The sequence below is a fragment of the Parasulfuritortus cantonensis genome (assembly GCF_004337445.1).
GTDB lineage: Bacteria > Pseudomonadota > Gammaproteobacteria > Burkholderiales > Thiobacillaceae > Parasulfuritortus > Parasulfuritortus cantonensis.
Genome location: NZ_SJZB01000042.1, coordinates 94,197 through 112,005 on the forward strand (window position 1 = coordinate 94,197; position 17,809 = coordinate 112,005).

19 protein-coding genes and 1 riboswitch are annotated in these 17,809 nt (G+C 66.1%); of the genes, 6 read left to right on the forward strand and 13 right to left on the reverse strand.

Annotated features, from left to right (window positions below; translation table 11 throughout):
* Nucleotides 1–4: 4 nt before the first annotated feature.
* The 4 genes from EZJ19_RS11220 to EZJ19_RS11235 are packed head-to-tail and all read right to left on the reverse strand — an operon-like array spanning nucleotide 5 to nucleotide 2,658.
* The gene (locus EZJ19_RS11220) at nucleotides 5–421 is read right to left on the reverse strand and encodes a CoA-binding protein (RefSeq protein ID WP_131447612.1); all 417 of its coding nucleotides are present in this window, start codon (nucleotides 419–421) and stop codon (nucleotides 5–7) included.
* Nucleotides 418–936 carry a GNAT family N-acetyltransferase gene (locus EZJ19_RS11225; RefSeq protein WP_131447614.1) on the reverse strand — a complete coding sequence of 173 codons (519 nt, stop codon included), beginning with the start codon at nucleotides 934–936 and terminating at the stop codon, nucleotides 418–420. Before EZJ19_RS11225 ends, EZJ19_RS11220 begins: the two co-directional genes overlap by 4 nt.
* Nucleotides 926–1,804: a lysophospholipid acyltransferase family protein gene (locus tag EZJ19_RS11230; RefSeq protein WP_131447616.1), complete on the reverse strand. Its 879-nt coding sequence runs from the start codon at nucleotides 1,802–1,804 to the stop codon at nucleotides 926–928. Before EZJ19_RS11230 ends, EZJ19_RS11225 begins: the two co-directional genes overlap by 11 nt.
* The gene (locus EZJ19_RS11235; protein ID WP_240754747.1) at nucleotides 1,801–2,658 is read right to left on the reverse strand and encodes a lysophospholipid acyltransferase family protein; all 858 of its coding nucleotides are present in this window, start codon (nucleotides 2,656–2,658) and stop codon (nucleotides 1,801–1,803) included. Before EZJ19_RS11235 ends, EZJ19_RS11230 begins: the two co-directional genes overlap by 4 nt.
* Before the next feature lie 156 nt (nucleotides 2,659–2,814).
* Here EZJ19_RS11235 and metK point away from each other — a divergent pair, with 156 nt between their 5' ends.
* From metK to EZJ19_RS11260, 5 genes are all read left to right on the forward strand, one after another.
* Complete coding sequence (gene metK / locus EZJ19_RS11240; protein ID WP_131447618.1) at nucleotides 2,815–3,990, forward strand: methionine adenosyltransferase; 1,176 nt, start codon at nucleotides 2,815–2,817, stop codon at nucleotides 3,988–3,990.
* A gap of 59 nt (nucleotides 3,991–4,049) precedes the next feature.
* Entirely contained in the window at nucleotides 4,050–5,240 is a 1,191-nt protein-coding gene (locus tag EZJ19_RS11245) for a class I SAM-dependent rRNA methyltransferase (RefSeq protein WP_131447620.1), read from the forward strand.
* Between the two features lie 59 nt (nucleotides 5,241–5,299).
* Nucleotides 5,300–5,902, forward strand: a complete 603-nt coding sequence (locus tag EZJ19_RS11250) for a gluconate 2-dehydrogenase subunit 3 family protein (protein WP_131447622.1) — start codon at nucleotides 5,300–5,302, stop codon at nucleotides 5,900–5,902.
* Nucleotides 5,899–7,575 (forward strand): GMC family oxidoreductase, encoded by a 1,677-nt coding sequence (locus EZJ19_RS11255; RefSeq protein ID WP_131447624.1) that lies wholly within the window; start codon nucleotides 5,899–5,901, stop codon nucleotides 7,573–7,575. The genes EZJ19_RS11250 and EZJ19_RS11255 overlap by 4 nt, the downstream gene beginning before the upstream one ends.
* A gap of 67 nt (nucleotides 7,576–7,642) precedes the next feature.
* A complete protein-coding gene (locus EZJ19_RS11260; protein ID WP_131447626.1) occupies nucleotides 7,643–8,503 on the forward strand; it encodes a ferredoxin reductase domain-containing protein in 861 nt (286 codons plus the stop codon).
* Between the two features lie 22 nt (nucleotides 8,504–8,525).
* On the opposite strand, the gene EZJ19_RS16065 is transcribed toward EZJ19_RS11260, so the two are convergent.
* From EZJ19_RS16065 to EZJ19_RS11305, 9 genes are all read right to left on the reverse strand, one after another.
* The gene (locus tag EZJ19_RS16065) at nucleotides 8,526–9,641 is read right to left on the reverse strand and encodes a LysE family transporter (protein WP_131447628.1); all 1,116 of its coding nucleotides are present in this window, start codon (nucleotides 9,639–9,641) and stop codon (nucleotides 8,526–8,528) included.
* A gap of 70 nt (nucleotides 9,642–9,711) precedes the next feature.
* Nucleotides 9,712–11,520 (reverse strand): thioredoxin domain-containing protein, encoded by a 1,809-nt coding sequence (locus EZJ19_RS11270; protein ID WP_131447630.1) that lies wholly within the window; start codon nucleotides 11,518–11,520, stop codon nucleotides 9,712–9,714.
* A 94-nt stretch (nucleotides 11,521–11,614) separates the two neighbouring features.
* On the reverse strand, nucleotides 11,615–12,085 hold the full coding sequence (locus EZJ19_RS11275; RefSeq protein ID WP_131447632.1) for a DUF2127 domain-containing protein: 471 nt from the start codon (nucleotides 12,083–12,085) through the stop codon (nucleotides 11,615–11,617).
* A 70-nt stretch (nucleotides 12,086–12,155) separates the two neighbouring features.
* Complete coding sequence (locus EZJ19_RS11280) at nucleotides 12,156–12,590, reverse strand: SRPBCC domain-containing protein (RefSeq protein ID WP_131447634.1); 435 nt, start codon at nucleotides 12,588–12,590, stop codon at nucleotides 12,156–12,158.
* Between the two features lie 87 nt (nucleotides 12,591–12,677).
* A complete protein-coding gene (locus EZJ19_RS11285; RefSeq protein WP_131447636.1) occupies nucleotides 12,678–13,013 on the reverse strand; it encodes a low molecular weight protein tyrosine phosphatase family protein in 336 nt (111 codons plus the stop codon).
* A 250-nt stretch (nucleotides 13,014–13,263) separates the two neighbouring features.
* On the reverse strand, nucleotides 13,264–13,644 hold the full coding sequence (locus EZJ19_RS11290) for a DUF2195 family protein (RefSeq protein WP_131447638.1): 381 nt from the start codon (nucleotides 13,642–13,644) through the stop codon (nucleotides 13,264–13,266).
* A gap of 319 nt (nucleotides 13,645–13,963) precedes the next feature.
* Nucleotides 13,964–14,800, reverse strand: coding sequence for a hypothetical protein (locus EZJ19_RS11295; protein ID WP_131447640.1), 837 nt, complete (start codon nucleotides 14,798–14,800; stop codon nucleotides 13,964–13,966).
* Between the two features lie 267 nt (nucleotides 14,801–15,067).
* Nucleotides 15,068–15,475 carry a hypothetical protein gene (locus tag EZJ19_RS11300; protein ID WP_131447642.1) on the reverse strand — a complete coding sequence of 136 codons (408 nt, stop codon included), beginning with the start codon at nucleotides 15,473–15,475 and terminating at the stop codon, nucleotides 15,068–15,070.
* Nucleotides 15,476–15,558: 83 nt separating this feature from the next.
* The gene (locus tag EZJ19_RS11305; RefSeq protein ID WP_131447644.1) at nucleotides 15,559–16,026 is read right to left on the reverse strand and encodes a hypothetical protein; all 468 of its coding nucleotides are present in this window, start codon (nucleotides 16,024–16,026) and stop codon (nucleotides 15,559–15,561) included.
* 243 nt (nucleotides 16,027–16,269) lie between these two features.
* Nucleotides 16,270–16,332, forward strand: a riboswitch (S-adenosyl-L-homocysteine riboswitch).
* Nucleotides 16,333–16,403: 71 nt separating this feature from the next.
* Between EZJ19_RS11305 and ahcY the strand changes: the two genes are divergently transcribed.
* Nucleotides 16,404–17,801 (forward strand): adenosylhomocysteinase, encoded by a 1,398-nt coding sequence (gene ahcY / locus EZJ19_RS11310; RefSeq protein ID WP_131447646.1) that lies wholly within the window; start codon nucleotides 16,404–16,406, stop codon nucleotides 17,799–17,801.
* Nucleotides 17,802–17,809 lie beyond the last annotated feature (8 nt).

Sequence of the window (17,809 nt, forward strand, 5' to 3'; positions counted from 1 at the left end):
GGTTTCAGGTGAACAGGGCGACGTAATCCTTGTACAGGCAGCGGTCCATGACCACCGTGAGGCCGGCGGCGCGCGCCTTCTCGGCGGCCGCCTCGTGGACGATGCCTTCCTGCAGCCAGAGTGCCGGGGCGCCGATCGCCAGGCATTCGTCGACCACCTCCGGGATGTGCTCGGCGGCCCGGAACACGTCCACCAGGTCGACCGGGAACGGGATGTCGGCAAGGCTGGCGTAGGCCGGCTCGCCGAGCACCTCGGTCACCGCCGGGCGCACCGGTACGATCCGGAAGCCGAACCGCTGCATGGCCTGGGCGACGCCGTGGCTGGGCCGGCCCGGCTTCGGGGAGAGGCCGACCACGGCGACGGTGCGGACGCCCTCGAGCAGGCGGTGGAGTTCGGCGTCGGACGGGTTCCGGAAGCTCATGCCGGCTCCCCGGCCGGCGTCGCCAGCGCCATGGCCATCACGTAGTCGTCCATCACGAAGCCGTCGCCGATGTCCTCGATCACGACGGTGGCGACCGTGAAGCCGTGCTTCAGGTAGGCCTTGATGGCCTTGTCGTTCTGCCTGTTGACGCGCAGGATCAGGCGCTCGCGGCCGTGCCGGCGGGCGTAGTCGGCGGTGGCGCGGATCAGTTCGCCGCCGATGCCCAGGCGTTGCCAGTCGGTGGCGACGTAGAGCTTGTCCAGCTTGTAGTCGCCGTTGTCGAGTGGATAGGCGTGTGCGAAGCCGACCAGCTCGACGTCGGCGCGCGCCGCCAGCCAGAGGTCGCCGCGGGCCAGCAGCTGACGGACCAGGGCGGGCTTGTAGCGCTGCTCGAGCATGTAGTCGATCTGGCCCGGGCTGATGATGCCGGCGTAGCACACCGGCCAGACCGCGTGCGCCAGCCCGGCCACCGCCTCGGCCTCGTCCTGGCGCAGCTTGCTGACCTCAATCTTCATAGAGTCCGCCTTTCCGCTTCTCGTCGGGCCGGGTCTTGAACCGCTTGTGCAGCCAGAAATACTGCTCCGGCATCTCCCGGATGCGGTCCTCGATAAAGGCGTTCATGCGCCGCGTATCGGCCACCACGTCCGCGCTCGGGAAGTCCTGCCAGGGCGGGTAGAAGCGGGCGACGTAGCCGCCGTCCTGCCAGCGCGTGATGCAGGGTACCACGACCGCGCCGGTCGCCTTGGCCAGGCGCGACAGGCCGGTGATGGTGGCGGCCGGGACACCGAAGAAGGGCACGAAGACGGCGTCCTTGCGGCCGAAGTCCATGTCCGGCAGGTAGTAGAAAGGCAGGCCCTTGCGGATCGCCCGGATCACCGGCTTGATGCCGTCCTGGCGCGAGTACAGTTCGGAGCCGCCGAAGCGGGTACGCGCGTGCAGCATCAGGCGGTCGACCTCGGGGTTCTTGATGTGGGCATAGAGCGACACCACCGGGGCGTACTCGGTCGACACCCGGACGCCGCCGATGTTGAGGCCGACGAAGTGGGGCGCCAGCCAGATCAGCGGCTTGCCCAGGTAGGGCAGCAGGTTGTCCAGGCCCTCCAGGCGGGTCAGGCCCTCGACCTCGGCGCGCTCGCCCCACCAGGACACGGTCTCCAGCAGGGTGGCGCGGCCGAGGGCGCGGAAATGGGCCTTGAGCAGGCGCCGCCGCTCGGCCTCGGTCAACTCCGGGAAGCACAGGCGCAGGTTGGTCAGGCCGATGTGCCGGCGGGTCGGCGAGACCGGATAGAGGGCGCTGCCCAGCCACTCGCCGAGGCGGGCCAGGGTGGTGACCGGGACGGCGGCGTGGAGCAGGCGCAGGAGGGCGATGCCGGGATGGATCATGGCGCGGGGAACTCCGGTGGCGGGGGCGGCGCCTTCTTGTGGCGCCGGAAGATGCGGTAGCTCCACAGGTATTGCGTCGGCATGGTGCGGACGAAGCGCTCGATCTCGGCGTGGGTGCGCGCCGCCGCGGCCTCGGGGGCGTCCGGCAGTTCGTCCAGGGGGGTGATGTGCAGGCGATAGCCGCGCCCGTGCGGCAGGCGTTCGCACACCATGACCAGCGCCGCCGCGCCGGTCGCCGAGGCGAGCCGGTAGGGCAGGGCGGGCAGGTAGACCGGGCGGCCGAAGAAGGGTGCCCAGACGCCGTCGCCCTTGTTGGCGACCTGGTCGGGCAGGATGAACACCGCCTCGTTGCGCTTGAGGGCGCCGAGCAGGGCCTTCACCCCGGAGCGGTCGGGCGGCACGGTGGTGGCCAGGCCGCGTTCCCGGCCGGCCTTCATCAACTCGTGGGCCCAGGCCTGGGGCGGCGGCCGGTACAGGGCGGTGACCGGGTAGTTGGCGCTGAACCAGAGGCCGCCCAATTCCCAACAGCCCAGGTGCGGGGCGAGCAGCAGCACGCCCTTGCCGCGGGCCTGGGCGGCGGCGAGGTGTTCCTGGCCGTGGATCTCCCGGATCAGGCCGATCGCCTGGTCGAGCGGCCGCAGCCAGACGGCGGGCAATTCCATGAAGCCGCGCCCGAGGGCGGCGGCAACCGCGACCAGGGAAACCCGGTCGGCCAGGCCGGCGCTGGCCAGGTTGGCGCGCAGCAGGGCGCGGTGGCGCGGGCGCAGCAGCGACAGTACGCCCATGGCGCCGCCCAGGCCGTGCAGGACGGGCAGGGGCAGGCGGGCGAGCACTTCGAACAGTAGACGCAGCAATTGACAGGTCCGAGCGGTAAAGACCAGAATTATGTAGCCGCCGAGTTAATGCAGACAACTTGCAGGGCGGGATACAAATACTGCTAAAGCGTCGCCTGCTCTGGGCCCGGAGCCGGTAACGCCGGCGATGGTAGGGCCAGTAAGGAGCAGCACCCCATGAGCGAATACCTGTTCACCTCCGAATCGGTGTCCGAAGGCCACCCGGACAAGGTCGCTGACCAGATCTCCGACGCCGTGCTCGACGCCATCCTGGCGCAGGACCCGGGCGCCCGCGTCGCGGCCGAGACCCTGGTCAGCACCGGCCTGGTCGTCCTGGCCGGGGAGATCACCACCCACGCCCACGTCAACTACGCCCAGGTCGCGCGCGAGGCCGTGCGCTCGATCGGCTACGGCGACCCGCACCTGCGCTTCGACGCCGACGGCTGCTCGGTGCACGTCTGCTACGGTCAGCAGAGCGCCAACATCGCCCAGGGCGTCGACCACGCCTCCGACGACTTCCTCAACCAGGGCGCCGGCGACCAGGGCCTGATGTTCGGCTACGCCTGCGACGAGACGCCCTCGCTGATGCCCATGCCGATCTACCTGGCGCATCGCCTGGTCGAGCGCCAGGCCCTGCTGCGCAAGGACGGCCGCCTGCCCTGGCTGCGCCCGGACGCCAAGAGCCAGGTCACCCTGCGCTACGTCGACGGCCGCCCGGTGGCGGTCGACACCGTGGTCCTGTCCACCCAGCACAGCCCGGAATTCAGCCCGCCCGAGGCGCAGAAGACCCTGCACGAGGCGGTCATCGAGGACATCATCAAGCCGGTCCTGCCGCGCGAGATGACCAAGGGGCCGGTCAACTACCTGGTCAACCCGACCGGCTGCTTCGAGATCGGCGGTCCGCACGGCGACGCCGGCCTGACCGGCCGCAAGATCATCGTCGACACCTACGGCGGCGCCGCGCCGCACGGCGGCGGCGCGTTTTCCGGCAAGGACCCGTCCAAGGTCGACCGCTCGGCCGCCTACGCCGCCCGCTACGTGGCCAAGAACATCGTCGCCGCCGGCCTGGCCAGCAAGTGCCTGGTCCAGGTCAGCTACGCCATCGGCGTCGCCCACCCGACCTCGATCACGGTCGATACCTACGGCACCGGCCGGGTCGCCGACGACAAGCTGACCGAACTGGTGCGCGAGCATTTCGACCTGCGCCCCAAGGGCATCGTCCAGATGCTCGACCTGCTGCGCCCGATCTACCGCAAGACCGCCGCCTACGGCCACTTCGGCCGCGACGAGCCGGAGTTCACCTGGGAAGCGACGGACAAGGCCGACGCCTTGCGCGACTCGGCCGGCCTGTAAGGCCATGGCGCCCGCGGACGCGGGCGCCCACCAACCCTCGGCGAGCGACGCTTACCACCATGCCCCAACTCATCCTCTTCCCCGGCAAGGAGCGCTCGGTGCTCCGGCGCCATCCCTGGCTGTTCGCCGGCTCGGTCGGCCGCCTGGAAGGCAAGGCGCGCCCGGGCGACACGGTCGAGGTCCTGGCCGACGACCTCAAGCCGCTCGGCCGCGCCGCCTACAGCCCGAACTCGCAGATCCGCGCCCGCATGTGGAGCTTCGACCCGGCGGAATCGATCGACGATGCCTTCTTCAAGCGCAAGGTGGCCCAGGCCGTGGCCCGCCGTGCCTTGCTGCCGGAGCTGCGCGGCCAGGACGGCCTGCGCCTGATCCACGCCGAATCGGACGGCCTGCCCGGGGTCATCGCCGACCGCTACGGCGACACCGTGGTCGTCCAGCTCACCTCGGCGGGGGCCGACAAGTGGCGCAAGGCGATCGTCAACGCCCTGGTCCTGGCGACCGGCTGCGCGCGCATCTACGAGCGGTCCGACTCCGACGTGCGCGGCCTGGAAGGCCTCGAGCCGGTGACCGGCTGGCTGTACGGCACCGCCCCGGCCGAGGCGGTCGAGATCGAGGAATACGGCGTCCGCCTGGGCATCGACGTCGAGGGCGGCCACAAGACCGGCTTCTACCTCGACCAGCGCGACAACCGCCGCCTGCTCGGCGAACTCTCGGCCGCCAGGACGGTGCTCAACTGCTTCTGCTACACCGGCGGTTTCTCCATGCAGGCGCTGGCCGGGGGCGCCGCCCACGTGCTGTCGATCGACTCCTCCGGGCCGGCCCTCGAGCAGGCGCGCGCCAACCTGGCCCGCAACCCGCAGCTGGCGGCCGAGCGGGCGGAATGGCTGGAGGCCGACGTCTTCCAGGCCCTGCGCGACTTCCGCAAGGCCGGCCGGACCTTCGACGTCATCGTCCTCGATCCGCCCAAGTTCGCGCCCTCGGCTGCCCATGCCGAGCGCGCCGCCCGCGCCTACAAGGACATCAACCTGCTCGGCTTCCGCCTGCTCAACCCGGGCGGCCTGATGATGACCTACTCCTGCTCGGGCGGCATCGGCATCGAGCTGTTCCAGAAGATCGTCGCCGGCGCCGCCCTGGACGTCGGCCGCGACGCCCGCATCGTCAAGCGCCTGGCCGGTTCGGCCGACCATCCGATCGGCCTGGCCTACCCGGAGGGCGAATACCTCAAGGGCCTGCTGGTCCAGGCCGACTGAGCCCGGGTGCCGGCCGGCCGCGCTATAGTGCCGGGGTGAGCATCGCCGGAGGCGCGGACATGAGAGAGGACGGCAGACGCTTGGCCGAGGCGGACGGGGCGCGCAGCCGGCTGGCGGCCTGGCGCGTCCAGCTCCTGGACCGGCGCCGCTTCCTGCTCCGGCTGGCCGGCGGTTCCCTGGCCGCGCTCTTCCCGCTTGCCGGCACGGCCGCGCCGACGCTCGACGCGGCGGCACGCTGGCGCATCGTCGACGCGGTCCAGCGCCATCTGTTCCCGAGCGAACCCGACGCCCCCGGCGCCGCCGAGATCAAGGCGCTCGCCTACCTGCGCTTCATGCTCGGCCACGACCCCGACAAGGCCGACGACGGCCGTTTCATCCTGCAGGGCGCCGGCTGGTTGGACGACATGGCGCAGCGCCTCGAACAGGCGCCTTTCGGCCGCCTCGACGAGGCCGGGCGCGAACGCGTCCTGCGCGCGGTCGAGAAGTCCGAGGCGGGCGCCAACTGGCTCGCCCTGCTGCTCCTGTACGTGATCGAGGCCCTGCTCGCCGACCCGGTGTACGGCGGCAACCCGGACGGCGTCGGCTGGCGCTGGCTGGCCCACGTCCCCGGCTACCCGCATCCGCCGCCGGGCAAGCGCTACATGGAGCTGCGCCGGCGATGACCGAGTTCGACGTCTGCATCATCGGCAGCGGTGCCGGCGGCGGGCCGGTCGCCTACACCCTGGCGCGCGCGGGCCGCTCGGTGGTGGTGCTGGAGAAGGGACCCTGGTTCGCCGAGGCGGACTTCTACAAGGACGAACTGGCCTGCTGCCGGCGCAACGTCTACACCCCGGACCTGAAGTACGAGCGCCACGTCATCGAGGACCTCGACGACGACGGTGCCTGGGTCGCCACGCCGACCTCGGAATCGGGCTGGAACTTCTGGAACGGCAACTGCGTGGGCGGTTCGAGCAACTTCATGAGCGGCTTCTTCCACCGCCTGAAGCCGGTCGATTTCCGGCTGCTCAGCGAATTCGGCCCGGTGGCGGGCGCCAACGTGGCCGACTGGCCGATCGGCTACGCCGAACTGGAACCCTACTACGACCGCGTCGAACGCCTGGTCGGGGTGTCGGGCCGGATCCAGGCGCATGCCAACATCGAGCCCCGCTCCAGCCCGGACTTCCCCTTCCCGCCGACCGCCGAGCACCCGGTCGCCGACTGGATCGACGCCGCCTGCGCCGGGCTCGGCTACCATGCCCTGCGGGTGCCGCGCGCCATCCTCAGCCAGCCCGCCCTGGGCCGGCGCGCCTGCGAATACTCCGGTTATTGCGGCAGCTACGGCTGCGCCAGCGGGGCCAAGGGCAGTGCCCGGGCCGCCCTGCTCGACCAGGCGGTCGCCGGCGGCCACTGCCAGGTGCGCGCCCACGCCAAGGTGCGCCGCCTGGTCAGCGACGCGGCCGGGCGCGTCGTCGCCGCGGACTATGCCGACCGGGCCGGCAAGCGCGTGCGCGTGCGCGCCAAGGTGTTCGTGGTCGCCTGCCAGGCGATCGAGACCGCCCGCCTGCTGCTCGTCTCGACCGGGCCGCGCTATCCGCACGGCCTCGCCAACAACCACGGCCAGGTCGGCCGCAACCTGCTCTTCTCGGCCGGCGGCGCCGGCGGCGGCGACCTCGTCTACGGCGACCTCGACGCCGCGCGGGCGGCCGACCTGCGGGTCATGGGGCCGTTCGTCAACCGGGCCCTGGACGACTGGTACGTCATCGACGACCCGGCCCTGGCGGGCGGACGCGCCAAGGGCGGCATCGTCGAATTCCTGCTCGGCCACCCCAACCCGATCGCCCGGGCCGCCCCGGCGCGCTGGGGCGAGGACGGCCTGCTCTGGGGTAAGCCGCTCAAGCGGCGCCTGGAACACGGCTTCCGGGATCAGCGCCGGCTCGCCTTCGAGGTGTTCAACGACTGGCTGCCGGTGGACGACTGCTGCGTCGGCCTCGACCCGGCCGAGCGCGACCGCTGGGGCGACCCGGTCGCCCGGGTGCGCATCGGCGGCCATGCCCGCAACCTGGCGGTCGGCCGCTACCTGGCCGACAAGGCCGAGCAGGTGCTGCGCCGCATGGGGGCCCGGAACGTCGCCGGCCACGTCAGCCCGGCGCCGCCGCCCAACCTGGTGGCCGGCGGCTGCCGCTTCGGGCGCGACCCGGCCAGCTCGGTGCTCGACCCGGACTGCCGCGCCCACGAGGTCGACAACCTGTACGTCAGCGACGGCAGCTTCATGCCGACCGGCGGCAGCGTGCCCTATACCTGGACCATCTACGCCAACGCCTTCCGGGTCGCCGAGCGCATCCTGGCCCGCCTGTAAGGGCCCGCCGCGGCCGATTCCGGCATAGAATCCGCCTGCCACAGTCCAACCACCCAGAATGATCGCCATGTCCGACACCGCCTACGAAGCCGATGCATCGAGCAAACACCAAGCCACCGTCCTGCGCAGCACCCGCCTGACCCCGGAGGACACCGCCGAAGTCCGCCAGATCGTCTTCCGCGTCGATGGGCCGGCCTATTACTTCCCGGAAGGCCAGAGCATCGGCGTCCTGGTCCCGGGGCCGCACCCGTTCGGCAACAAGACGCACCACCGCTACTACACGCTCGCCTCGGTGCGCGGGACCGACGCCGGCACCGAGCTGGAAATCCTGGTCCGGCGCTGTTCCTACATCGACGAGGTCTCGGGCGAGGAATATCCCGGCATCGCCTCCACCTACCTGTGCGACGCCAAGCCGGGCGACAGCGTCACCCTGACCGGTCCCTACCGCAGCCCGTTCATGATCCCGGCCGACAAGACCTGCAACCTGCTGCTGGTCGGCGCCGGCACCGGCATCGCGCCGTTCCGCGCCTTCCTGCACCACATCTACGAGCAGGAGAAGGGTTGGCAGGGCCAGGTCCGGCTCTATTACGGTGCCCGCACCGGCGTCGACATGCTGTACATGAACGACCTCAACAACGACCTCGCCAACTATTACGACCAGGCCACCTTCAAGGCCATCCAGGCGATCGGCGGCGGCTACTTCGTCGACGAGGGCGAGGCCCTCCGGCGGGGCGTCCGGGACCACGCCCGCGAAGTCTGGCAACTGCTCCAGGACCCCAAGACGCACGTCTACCTGGCCGGCATGGAGAAGGTCGCGGCCGCCTTCAATGCCGCCCTGGGCGGGATCTCCGGTGCCCCGGAGGCCTGGGAGGCCCAGCGCCAGCGCATGATCGAGGAACGCCGCTGGGCGGAGCTGACCTACAAGTGACCGCGAGCGGCCGCCGCCGGCCCTAGCGGCCGGCGCGGCTGCCGGTCAAGGCGGCGAACAGGCCGAGACCGACAAACGCCCCGCCGCCGAGCAGGCGGCCGAGCCGACGCGCGCCGGCGGCCCGCGCCAGGCGACCGGCGATGGCCCCGGCGGCGAACGCGTACAGGCTGTCGGTGGTCGCCGCGATGGCGACGAACAGGGCCCCGAGCGTCACGGTCGCCGCCAGCGTGGGCGCGCCCGGGTCGAGGAACTGGGGCAGGAAGGCGGCGAAGAACACGGTCGTCTTCGGATTCAGCAGGGCGACCACGAAGCCGTCGCGGAACAGGCGTCCGAGCGAGGCCGGCTCGGGCCGGAGGGCCGGCGTTTCGGCCTGGGCCGCGCGCAGCATGCGCACGCCGAGATAGACCAGGTAGGCCGCGCCGGCATACTTGACCGCGGCGAAGGCCAGGGACGAGACGGCGAACAGGGCCGCCAGGCCGACCGCCGCGGCCAGCGCGTTGGCCAGGTTGCCGAGCGCAACGCCGGCCACCGAGACCAAACCCGAGCGACGGCCCTGGGCCACGCTGCGGGCGACGATGTAGAGCACGCCGGGGCCCGGCGTCAGGGCGAGCGCCAGGCTGGCGAGCAGGAAGGCGGAGAACAGGGGCCAGGCTGGCAAGGCGGGAGTCATGGCGTGTGGGCTCGAATGCGGGGCAACGTGCGGCCGGCTGGCGCGCCCCGAAGTTTCAGTCGCCGAAAGCCAGCGGACTGGCCAGCCGGTCGGCGATCCAGATGCCCGCCGCGTCCTCGACGACGCCGATGGGGTCAGGCGCTGACCGGCGCAGATCTCGCTGACCGATTCCCCGGTCAGGGGCTCGTAGACGATGCCATGCATCGAGCAGCGCAGGAAACGGCCGCTCGGGTCGAAGATCATGTCCTGCTCGCAATCGAGCTCGCGCGGCATGTGCACGCACAGGTTGCGATAGGCCAGGCACTTGCCCTGGTAGCGGAAGACGACCACGGAGATGGTCTCGCCGGCGTGGCCGATGTCCAGGCGCAGGTAGCCGCCCTCGGCCAGTTGGTCGCTCGCGGCCACCCAAAAGCGTTCTGCGTCGGCGGGCGCGCGCGACGACGGGTCTTCGGTCGGGCTGGAGGGCATGGCTGGGTCGGCTCCGCGTGGTTTCAGTCGTGTCGGGCAGGCCTCATTGTGAGCCCGTCGGCAAAGCCGCTCAACGCCCGGGCGGCCAGGCGGCGCGCAGGGCGTCGAGGTGGCTGGCGTGGTTGAACGGGTCGTCGCGCACTTCCGGCAGTGCCCAGGCCTGGGCGCGCCGGATGGCCGGCCGCAAGTTTGCGCTGGCCAGTTTCCGGCTGGCCTCGATCAGCACGGCCGCGGCCGACGGCGTGGCGTCGTCCGGCAACGCGGCCTCCGGCCGGATGGTGGCGAGCAGGGGCCTGGCCTCGCGTCGCCAGCCCTTGCCGGTGAAGAACGACTGCCAGGCCTGGTGCGCGAGCAGGTCAGCGAGCTGGCGGGCGTCGTCGTCGGCGAAGGCCCGGCTGTAGTCCAGCAGGCCCTGGATCGCATAGGCGTAGTCGTCCAGTTCCGCGGCCGGGAACAGCCGCTTGCCCGCCCGCGCCTTGACCAGGCGGCCGTCGACCATGAGCCGCCCGGCGATGAACGCATACAGGCGCCGGGCCGCCCGCTCGAAGCGCGGCACGCCCTTGCCGGCCACGCTGAACGCGGACAGGGCCAGGCCGTTGAGCCCGGCACTCAGCTTGCCGTCGCGGGGCAGGTCGGCGCTGCGGCGGGCGGCCTTGAGCTTGCCGTAGAGGGCGTCCAGCCGGGCGCGCTCGGGGGCCGGGACGGTAGCCGGCTCCACGGGCAGGAAGCCCAGCTCGAACGGCGCCGGCGCGTCCAGCTTCCAGAGGCGGCGGACCAGCGCGTACTCGTCCGGGGCGAGTCGCTGGCGCAATTCCGCCGGCTCCCACAGGTAGGCGCCGCCTTCGCGGCCGCGGCCGTCCTGGGCCGAGGTGCTGGTCTGCAGCCCGCCCGAGGGGGTGGCCAGCGTGGCCAGCATGAAATCCAGGGTGTCGCGGGCAACCTGCCGATAGGCCGGCGCCTTGAAGGTCGTGGCCGCCTGCTGGTAGACCAGGGCCAGCTGGGCGTTGTCGTAGAGCATCTTCTCGAAGTGCGGCGTGGCCCAATCCGGGTCCACCGTGTAACGGAAGAAGCCGCCGTTGACCGGATCGTGCAGGCCGGGCGCCGCCATCCGGTCCAGGGTCAGGCGGAGGAACTCGGCCAGTTGGCGATCCGGCCGTTCCGACTGGAGCTTGAGCAGCAGCGCCAGCTGCGGCGCCCGGGGGAATTTGCGGTCATGGCCGAAGCCCCCCTGCAGGGTGTCGGCGGCGCGCAGGCTGGCCCCGACGAAGGCCGTCGTCGCCGCCGCCACCGCCTTGGCATCCGGCTTCGCGGCCCTCGGCGCGGCCGCCGGCTGCCCGGCCACGCGGCGGGCCAGGTCGCGCGTCTGGGCGGCGTTCTGGCGCCAATGCTCGGCCAGGCTTTCCAGCGTCATCCTGAATTGACCGGGCGGTTCGTAGAGGATGATGGCGGCCGGGTAGCCGTCCGGGGTGACGAAGGCGTTCAGCGGCCAGCCGGCCGTGCCGTTCATGCGCTTCGCGAAATCGATCAGGGCGGCGTCCAGGGCGCCGTTCAACTCCCGGTCCACCTTGACCGGGATGAAATACTTGTTGAGCAACGCCGCGATGGCCGGGTCGCTGTAGCTTTCCCGCTGCATGACGTGGCACCAGTGGCAGGCGAAGTAGCCGACCGAGATGAACAGCAGCTTGTGTTCCCGCCGCGCCCGGGCCACCGTTTCGGCGTTCCACTCCTGCCAGGCGACCGGGTCGTGGCCGTGCATGGCCAGGTAGGGCGACGGATGGCCGGCGAGCTGGTTCCTGAGCGGGGCGGCACCGGCGAGGCCGACGCCGAGCACCAGGATGAGCACCGCCAGGCAAAGCCGTGCTGGACTGCTGCGTGTCATGTTCTGTTCTCGAATATAAAGGTGCGCGCCGCCGCGACCTGGATCGGAGCCGACTGGCGAAGCGGCATGGGTGGCATTCGTGCCGGGCGAACGGTCAGGCCGCGTCCCTGACGGCGGCGTTGCGGCGCTGCCTCAGGGCACGAACCATGATGCCGACGACCACAAGGTTGACCAATAGGATGATCATGCCGTGCCAGCTGGGGCGGCGCAGAAGCTCGATCAACTCGAATGGAACGTAGATCGCCCCACTGCTTGCGGCAAGCACTTCTGCCCACTTCCGGTCGCGGAAAAGCCCATAGGCTTCGATGAATCGAACCGTGGCATACGCCGCCGCACCGGCCGCAAGAAGCAGAAGCCTCGTCTCGTGAAGGTGGCTCGCCGCGTCGAGAAAGATGCGCGGGTACTTCGCGGCCGGGTTCAGGTGCAGGTGTTCGATCAGCGCCGAAGCGAGGGCAAAGACATTGCGGTGGATGAGCGACAGGAGGCCGGTGGCCGCCAGCAGGACCACGGCACCCTTCACCCCTTCGACGAGTGCGACGAATTCGACCGCGCGGGGCGTTGCCATAGGCGCTACCGCGAAGTCGAGATGCCTGCGCGCATCCTTGCGCAGGCCGTTGCGGATGCGGGGCCGGCGGTCACGGCTTCTCGGCCTCCCGTTTGAGCGCTTCGTTCATGGCGACGAAGCCTTGTTTGGTGGCGCCATCCAACGAGCGCCTGAACAGGGGCACCAGAATTCCCGAGAATGTCTCGCCGTGGCGGAATACCAGCCCGCCTTCCGGCTTGGTCTCAAGCCGGAAGTAATGCTCGCCGTCGAACAGGCCGGGCAGGAGGAGCTTTCCTTTCCATCTGAGTTCGCGATTCGGTTCAACGACGAGCACGGTTGGCCGGAAACGCATGCCGCCGGAGCCCGGTGGCTGGATGAACACCTCGAGCGGTCGACCGACTGTGGGGATGCCGTCGATCGAGCGCACGAACGGGTTCCAGCGCGAATACGATGCGAAATCGACGAGCAGGGACCAGACCCGTTCGACGGGCGCCGCGATGTCGATCTGGGTTTCGAGTCGGAGCATGTGAAGAGCGCTGACGTCCCCGTTCAGCCGGCCGGAGAAACGGCCCGGCTGGTCGGCTGGCGCACAGGGTCGGGTGCGACCACGGGACTAGCCGAGACCCGACGGCAGATGGCGAGGGACCTTGGCCCGAAGCAGCCCGACGAGGCTGGGATCCATGAATTCATACTTGTCAGGAATTTCCAGACAGACGATGCGCTTTCCACGCATCGCAGCGCGAAAACGCTGCTGCAGCTTGTGTCGATGTGCGCGCTCCATGACGAAGATAATATCGGCCCACGCGACCATTTCGTTTGTGAGTGGCGACTCGGCATCGTGATTGAGGCCGGCGGATGCCACATCGAGACCAGGATAGGTAGAGAAGATTTGTTCCGCAGTAGGGCTGCGGAGCCGATTTTGACTGCAAACGAAGAGCACACGTTTCATGACGCTCGATGTCCGACATGACCGGTTGGCCCGAGGCGGGCGAAGCCCGCCGTAACCTACTACAGGACCAAGACGAACGATAGTGAATTGATCCGAAGCCGAGAGGGGTTGATGGTTTACCTTCATTGCAAAGCCAATGAGACAAGATTTGCGAGCCCAGGCAGAACACGTGAAACAAAGAGCCAGAGCCCCAATATTACGTAAGCGGTTGGGTGATGGCGACGCGGCCGAACGGAGATGGCCAGAACCATCAATCCGGCTGGGCACACGCCAAGCCGACTACCAGTCTCTTTTTGTTAATCAGAGCCCCTTCGGCTGACAGCGGGATATATCTGTGCCCCGATTCAGCCAGCCCGATTTTGCCGCCAATAATGTACGACCGGTAACCATCCATTTGAGCAGAAACGGTGTACAAACCCAGGGCTGATTTGCAGCCACACTCGGCAATCGGTTTATGTATTTTCAAATCAAAATGAAGAACGGGAATCACACCCTCGTTGGATTGCTTTATGTTGGTTGTTGATAGGCAGGCGAAAAGTTTATTGTCGATCTCGAAGTAATGTGAATTTTCAGCCACCGCACACGACGATAAAAAGCACAAGAATGCAAGTTCAAATTCTTTTGCCACCATTGATTGCTCTCCCCGCAATACATGAGATATTGAGAATAACTAACTTTTTTCATGGACTTATAACCAGTCCGCAGCAACTATAGGGGAGAGACTACGGTTCCACCGGACAAAGAAGCCATTAACCCGATCTTTGAACGCCTCAGTCGCAGGTATGAAATCGTGGTCTGTTCCTATTTTTTTATTACAAACCATGATGCCGATGACCACGAAATTGACCAGTAGGGCCACTGCACCTTTCACGCCTTCGACGAGTGCGGCGAATTCGACTGTGCAAAGATGTTGCCATGCGGGCTAACGTTGAGGGTCAAGTGCCGCCGAGTTAGGCAGCAATGGCCATTACCAAGATTTCAGCAATGCGATTGTCAGAGAGTGGGTCATGCTGGTACTTGATTAGACAGCTAAGCGTTACCTGCGGCTCAGTCATGGAGAGAATGAAATCTTCGACCGCTTGGTCGCCGATGTTCCTAAATTTGTAATCGCCAGCTGGAATAAGCTGCTCATTTGGTACGCGCGCTTTCCCAATCTTGTCGTACTTGTTGAAGTCGTAGATGTCACAGGTCAGCCTGACAGGTGTTTCATCCACACGAGTGGGCGGGAAGAACAGGCCTTTGTTTTCCGATGTCAGTTGAATTACCGTGTGGTTGTCTGGACCTTGAAGTTCTATCCGCTTTACCTCTTCCCCCTCTAGGAGATCATCAAACTCCCGGATGGCGCCGATGATCTGAGTACCGATTTGGTAAACCGGGCCATTGAATACCTGATGCGTATCACCAGCGATAACTGCGGTGTTGCCATCGCCATTTTGCGTTATTTGTACCTCTTTACCTTGGTGCGCCAGTTCGAAAAGTGTTTTCAAGAAATCGAACGAATTCTTCGTGGCTTCCCAGAAATTCGGTGTTCCATGAACGAATGGTAGAGCGGTTTGGAGACCAGCGTAGATTGCGCCAAGATATGCAATAAAGGAGCCATCCTCATAGCCGGTGATGCGCACTTGCAGGTAGCGGCGATCATCTTCGTAGAGGCGCTTCTTCTGAGTCAGTGCACGGAATTGGCCATCAAATACATGCTGCAGCGCCATGAGGCCGCCGGCAACTTTGTCTAGTCTGTCGCCGCCATCAAAAGCGCGACCCTTCATTTCGAACTTGTACGGATCCATCGCGAAATTTTCGTTGTTGCTTAACGAGGCTGTAGAAAAACATGCTGAAGGGTCGCCAGACCGAATTCGAGGGGGTGGCTTGACCCCTCCAGAGGGGGAGATCGCCGATTACGGCGCATTGTAGAGGGTCGATTTTTTCGCATGCTCTCAGAAATGCGTGGTTGGGAGGTTTTTCTACAGCGTCAACGTTTAGCTTGAGGGGCGCAGAAACAGGCGGCGAAGCCGGCTGTTGGAGCGTCCAACTCGAAGCGCTTGTTAGCTAAATTTCTATTTTGTTGCCGCATACTGCGACCACGCCTTTGCTGCAAGGTCGATTATCTCTTTGGGAGAAAGTTCTACAGTTTTTGTGTAATCCGTGAATTTTATTTTATTCGTAGGCTTAAACTCAATTGTTCCATGGCATAGAGCATTTCTTGCATGTCGCAATGGCGATTCTTTAAAGGTGTCATCTTTATTGCTCTCCAAGGCTTGCTTGATTGGAACCAATGCCGCCATAGCTAGCAGCCCGGAAAATCCCTTCGAATACAGCAAGTTCATCGGATGACTAGCCTGCGCAGAGCAAAACTCACCAAGCGACATATCTGGACTTTCCTTCAGTGCAGCCTCGATATTTACCAATACTGAGGATAACGGCTTCACAATCCTGAATATTTCAAGGATTTCGGGTTCTGTCATTTGGTTTGCCTCCGAATAGCTAACGTCGAGCTAACCGGACGCCAAAATGCGCAGCATTTTGGCGGTCCGCGTTGAGCGCCAAGTTAGCAGTCTGTCGTAATTGGTGTGTGAACATTAGCGACTTCAACGCTAAATAGAAGTTGAGAAATATCAGGTAGATCAATGGTCTTGTTATCCATTCCAACTGACTCGCGTATGCGTAAACAGAGGCGTGTAAATGACAGAATTTCAGATTCGGTCTGAAGAGTTCCGCCGGCCCTTATAAATCTAGCTAATTCCTGAATTACTTTCGAGTGTCCGTAAACGCATATTCTTGCTTTTGAATCTGCCAAAATGGCAAATTCCTCTTCAACACGGGCTCTATTTCCCGTCCGTTGGGCAACGGCGATTGCTGAAGCTGAGTTAAGAAAGTCTGCATACGCTTTGTTTTGAAGCTCGGTTAACTTGCTATTGGTGTTGTTCTTTCTGGTGAAATGGGCTTGCAGCCAAGCACCAAAAAACACACCCAGCAAACCTATTAATGGTGCAAATATTACAAGTTCCGTGTTCATTTCTGCAGGCTGCTAACGTAATGTGCGCACCAATTGGTGTACAACTCGCCTCACTCGCATGGCGAAATGCCTTGGATATTCAGTAGGTCGATGCGCACGAAGTGGGTTGTTCACCTTTGTGCCCTCAGTCGACTGGATTACATATGTCATATGCCGTTCAGGTCGCTTTGCGACCTACCCCCTTCTTGCCCCAGGCCGACGCAACGTCGTCGGTCGGCTCTTATTCCGTTGTAGAATCATAACCCTACCGAGGAGCGCTGCAAGGGCCACGCCCCCAGGCTCGGTTCCGAACCGCGCTCACCTGTCTAACCCGCCGGGTGCGGGGACGGCATGTGAGCCTCCCTCCCCGGCCATGGTATTACGCAAGGAGCATCACCATGGCTGAATTCACCGATTACAAAGTCGCCGACATGGCGCTGGCCTCCTGGGGCCGGAAGGAAATCCGCATCGCCGAGACGGAGATGCCGGGCCTGATGGCGATCCGCGCCGAGTACAAGGACGCCCAGCCCCTCAAAGGGGCCCGCATCGCCGGCTCGCTGCACATGACCATCCAGACCGCCGTGCTGATCGAGACGCTGACCGCGCTGGGCGCGGAGGTGCGCTGGGCCTCGTGCAACATCTTCTCGACCCAGGACCACGCCGCCGCCGCCATCGCCCAGGACGGCGTGCCGGTGTTCGCCTACAAGGGCGAGTCGCTGGACGAGTACTGGGACTACACTCACCGCATCCTGGACTGGTCGGGCGAGCCGGCCAACATGATCCTCGACGACGGCGGCGACGCCACGCTGCTGTTGCACCTCGGCATCAAGGCCGAAAAGGATCGCGCCGTGATCGCCAAGCCGGCCAACGAGGAGGAAACCTCGCTGTTCGCGGCCATCGCCCGCCACCTGGACAACGACCCGGCCTGGTATTCGAAGCGCATCGTCCACATCAAGGGCGTTACCGAGGAGACCACCACCGGCGTGCACCGCCTTTACCAGATGGCCGAGGAAGGCCGCCTGGCCTTCCCTGCGATCAACGTCAACGACTCGGTGACCAAGTCCAAGTTCGACAACCTGTACGGCTGCCGCGAATCGCTTATGGACGGCATCAAGCGCGCCACCGACGTGATGGTGGCCGGCAAGATCGGCGTGGTGCTGGGCTACGGCGACGTCGGCAAGGGCTGCGCCCAGGCCTTCCGCGGCCTCGGCGCCACCGTCTGGGTGACCGAGATCGACCCGATCTGCGCCCTCCAGGCCGCCATGGAAGGTTACCGCGTGGTGACCATGGACGAGGCCGCCGCCCTGGGCGACATCTTCGTCACCGCCACCGGCAACGTGAACGTGATCGGCCACGACCACATGGCCGCCATGAAGGACCAGGCCATCGTCTGCAACATCGGCCACTTCGACAGCGAGATCGACGTCGCCAGCCTGCACAAGTACGAGTGGGAAGAGATCAAGCCCCAGGTCGACCACGTCATCTTCCCCGACGGCAAGCGCATCATCCTGCTCGCCAAGGGCCGCCTGGTGAACCTGGGCTGCGCCACGGGCCACCCCAGCTTCGTGATGTCCAACTCGTTCACCAACCAGACCCTGGCCCAGATCGAGCTGTTCAATCACGCCGAGAAGTACGAGAAGCAGGTCTACGTGCTGCCCAAGCACCTCGACGAGAAGGTGGCCCGCCTGCACCTGAAGAAGATCGGCGCCCACTTGACCGAGCTGACCCCCGAGCAGGCCGCCTACATCGGCGTGCCGGTGGACGGGCCGTACAAGGCGAACCACTACCGGTATTGACCCTTTCC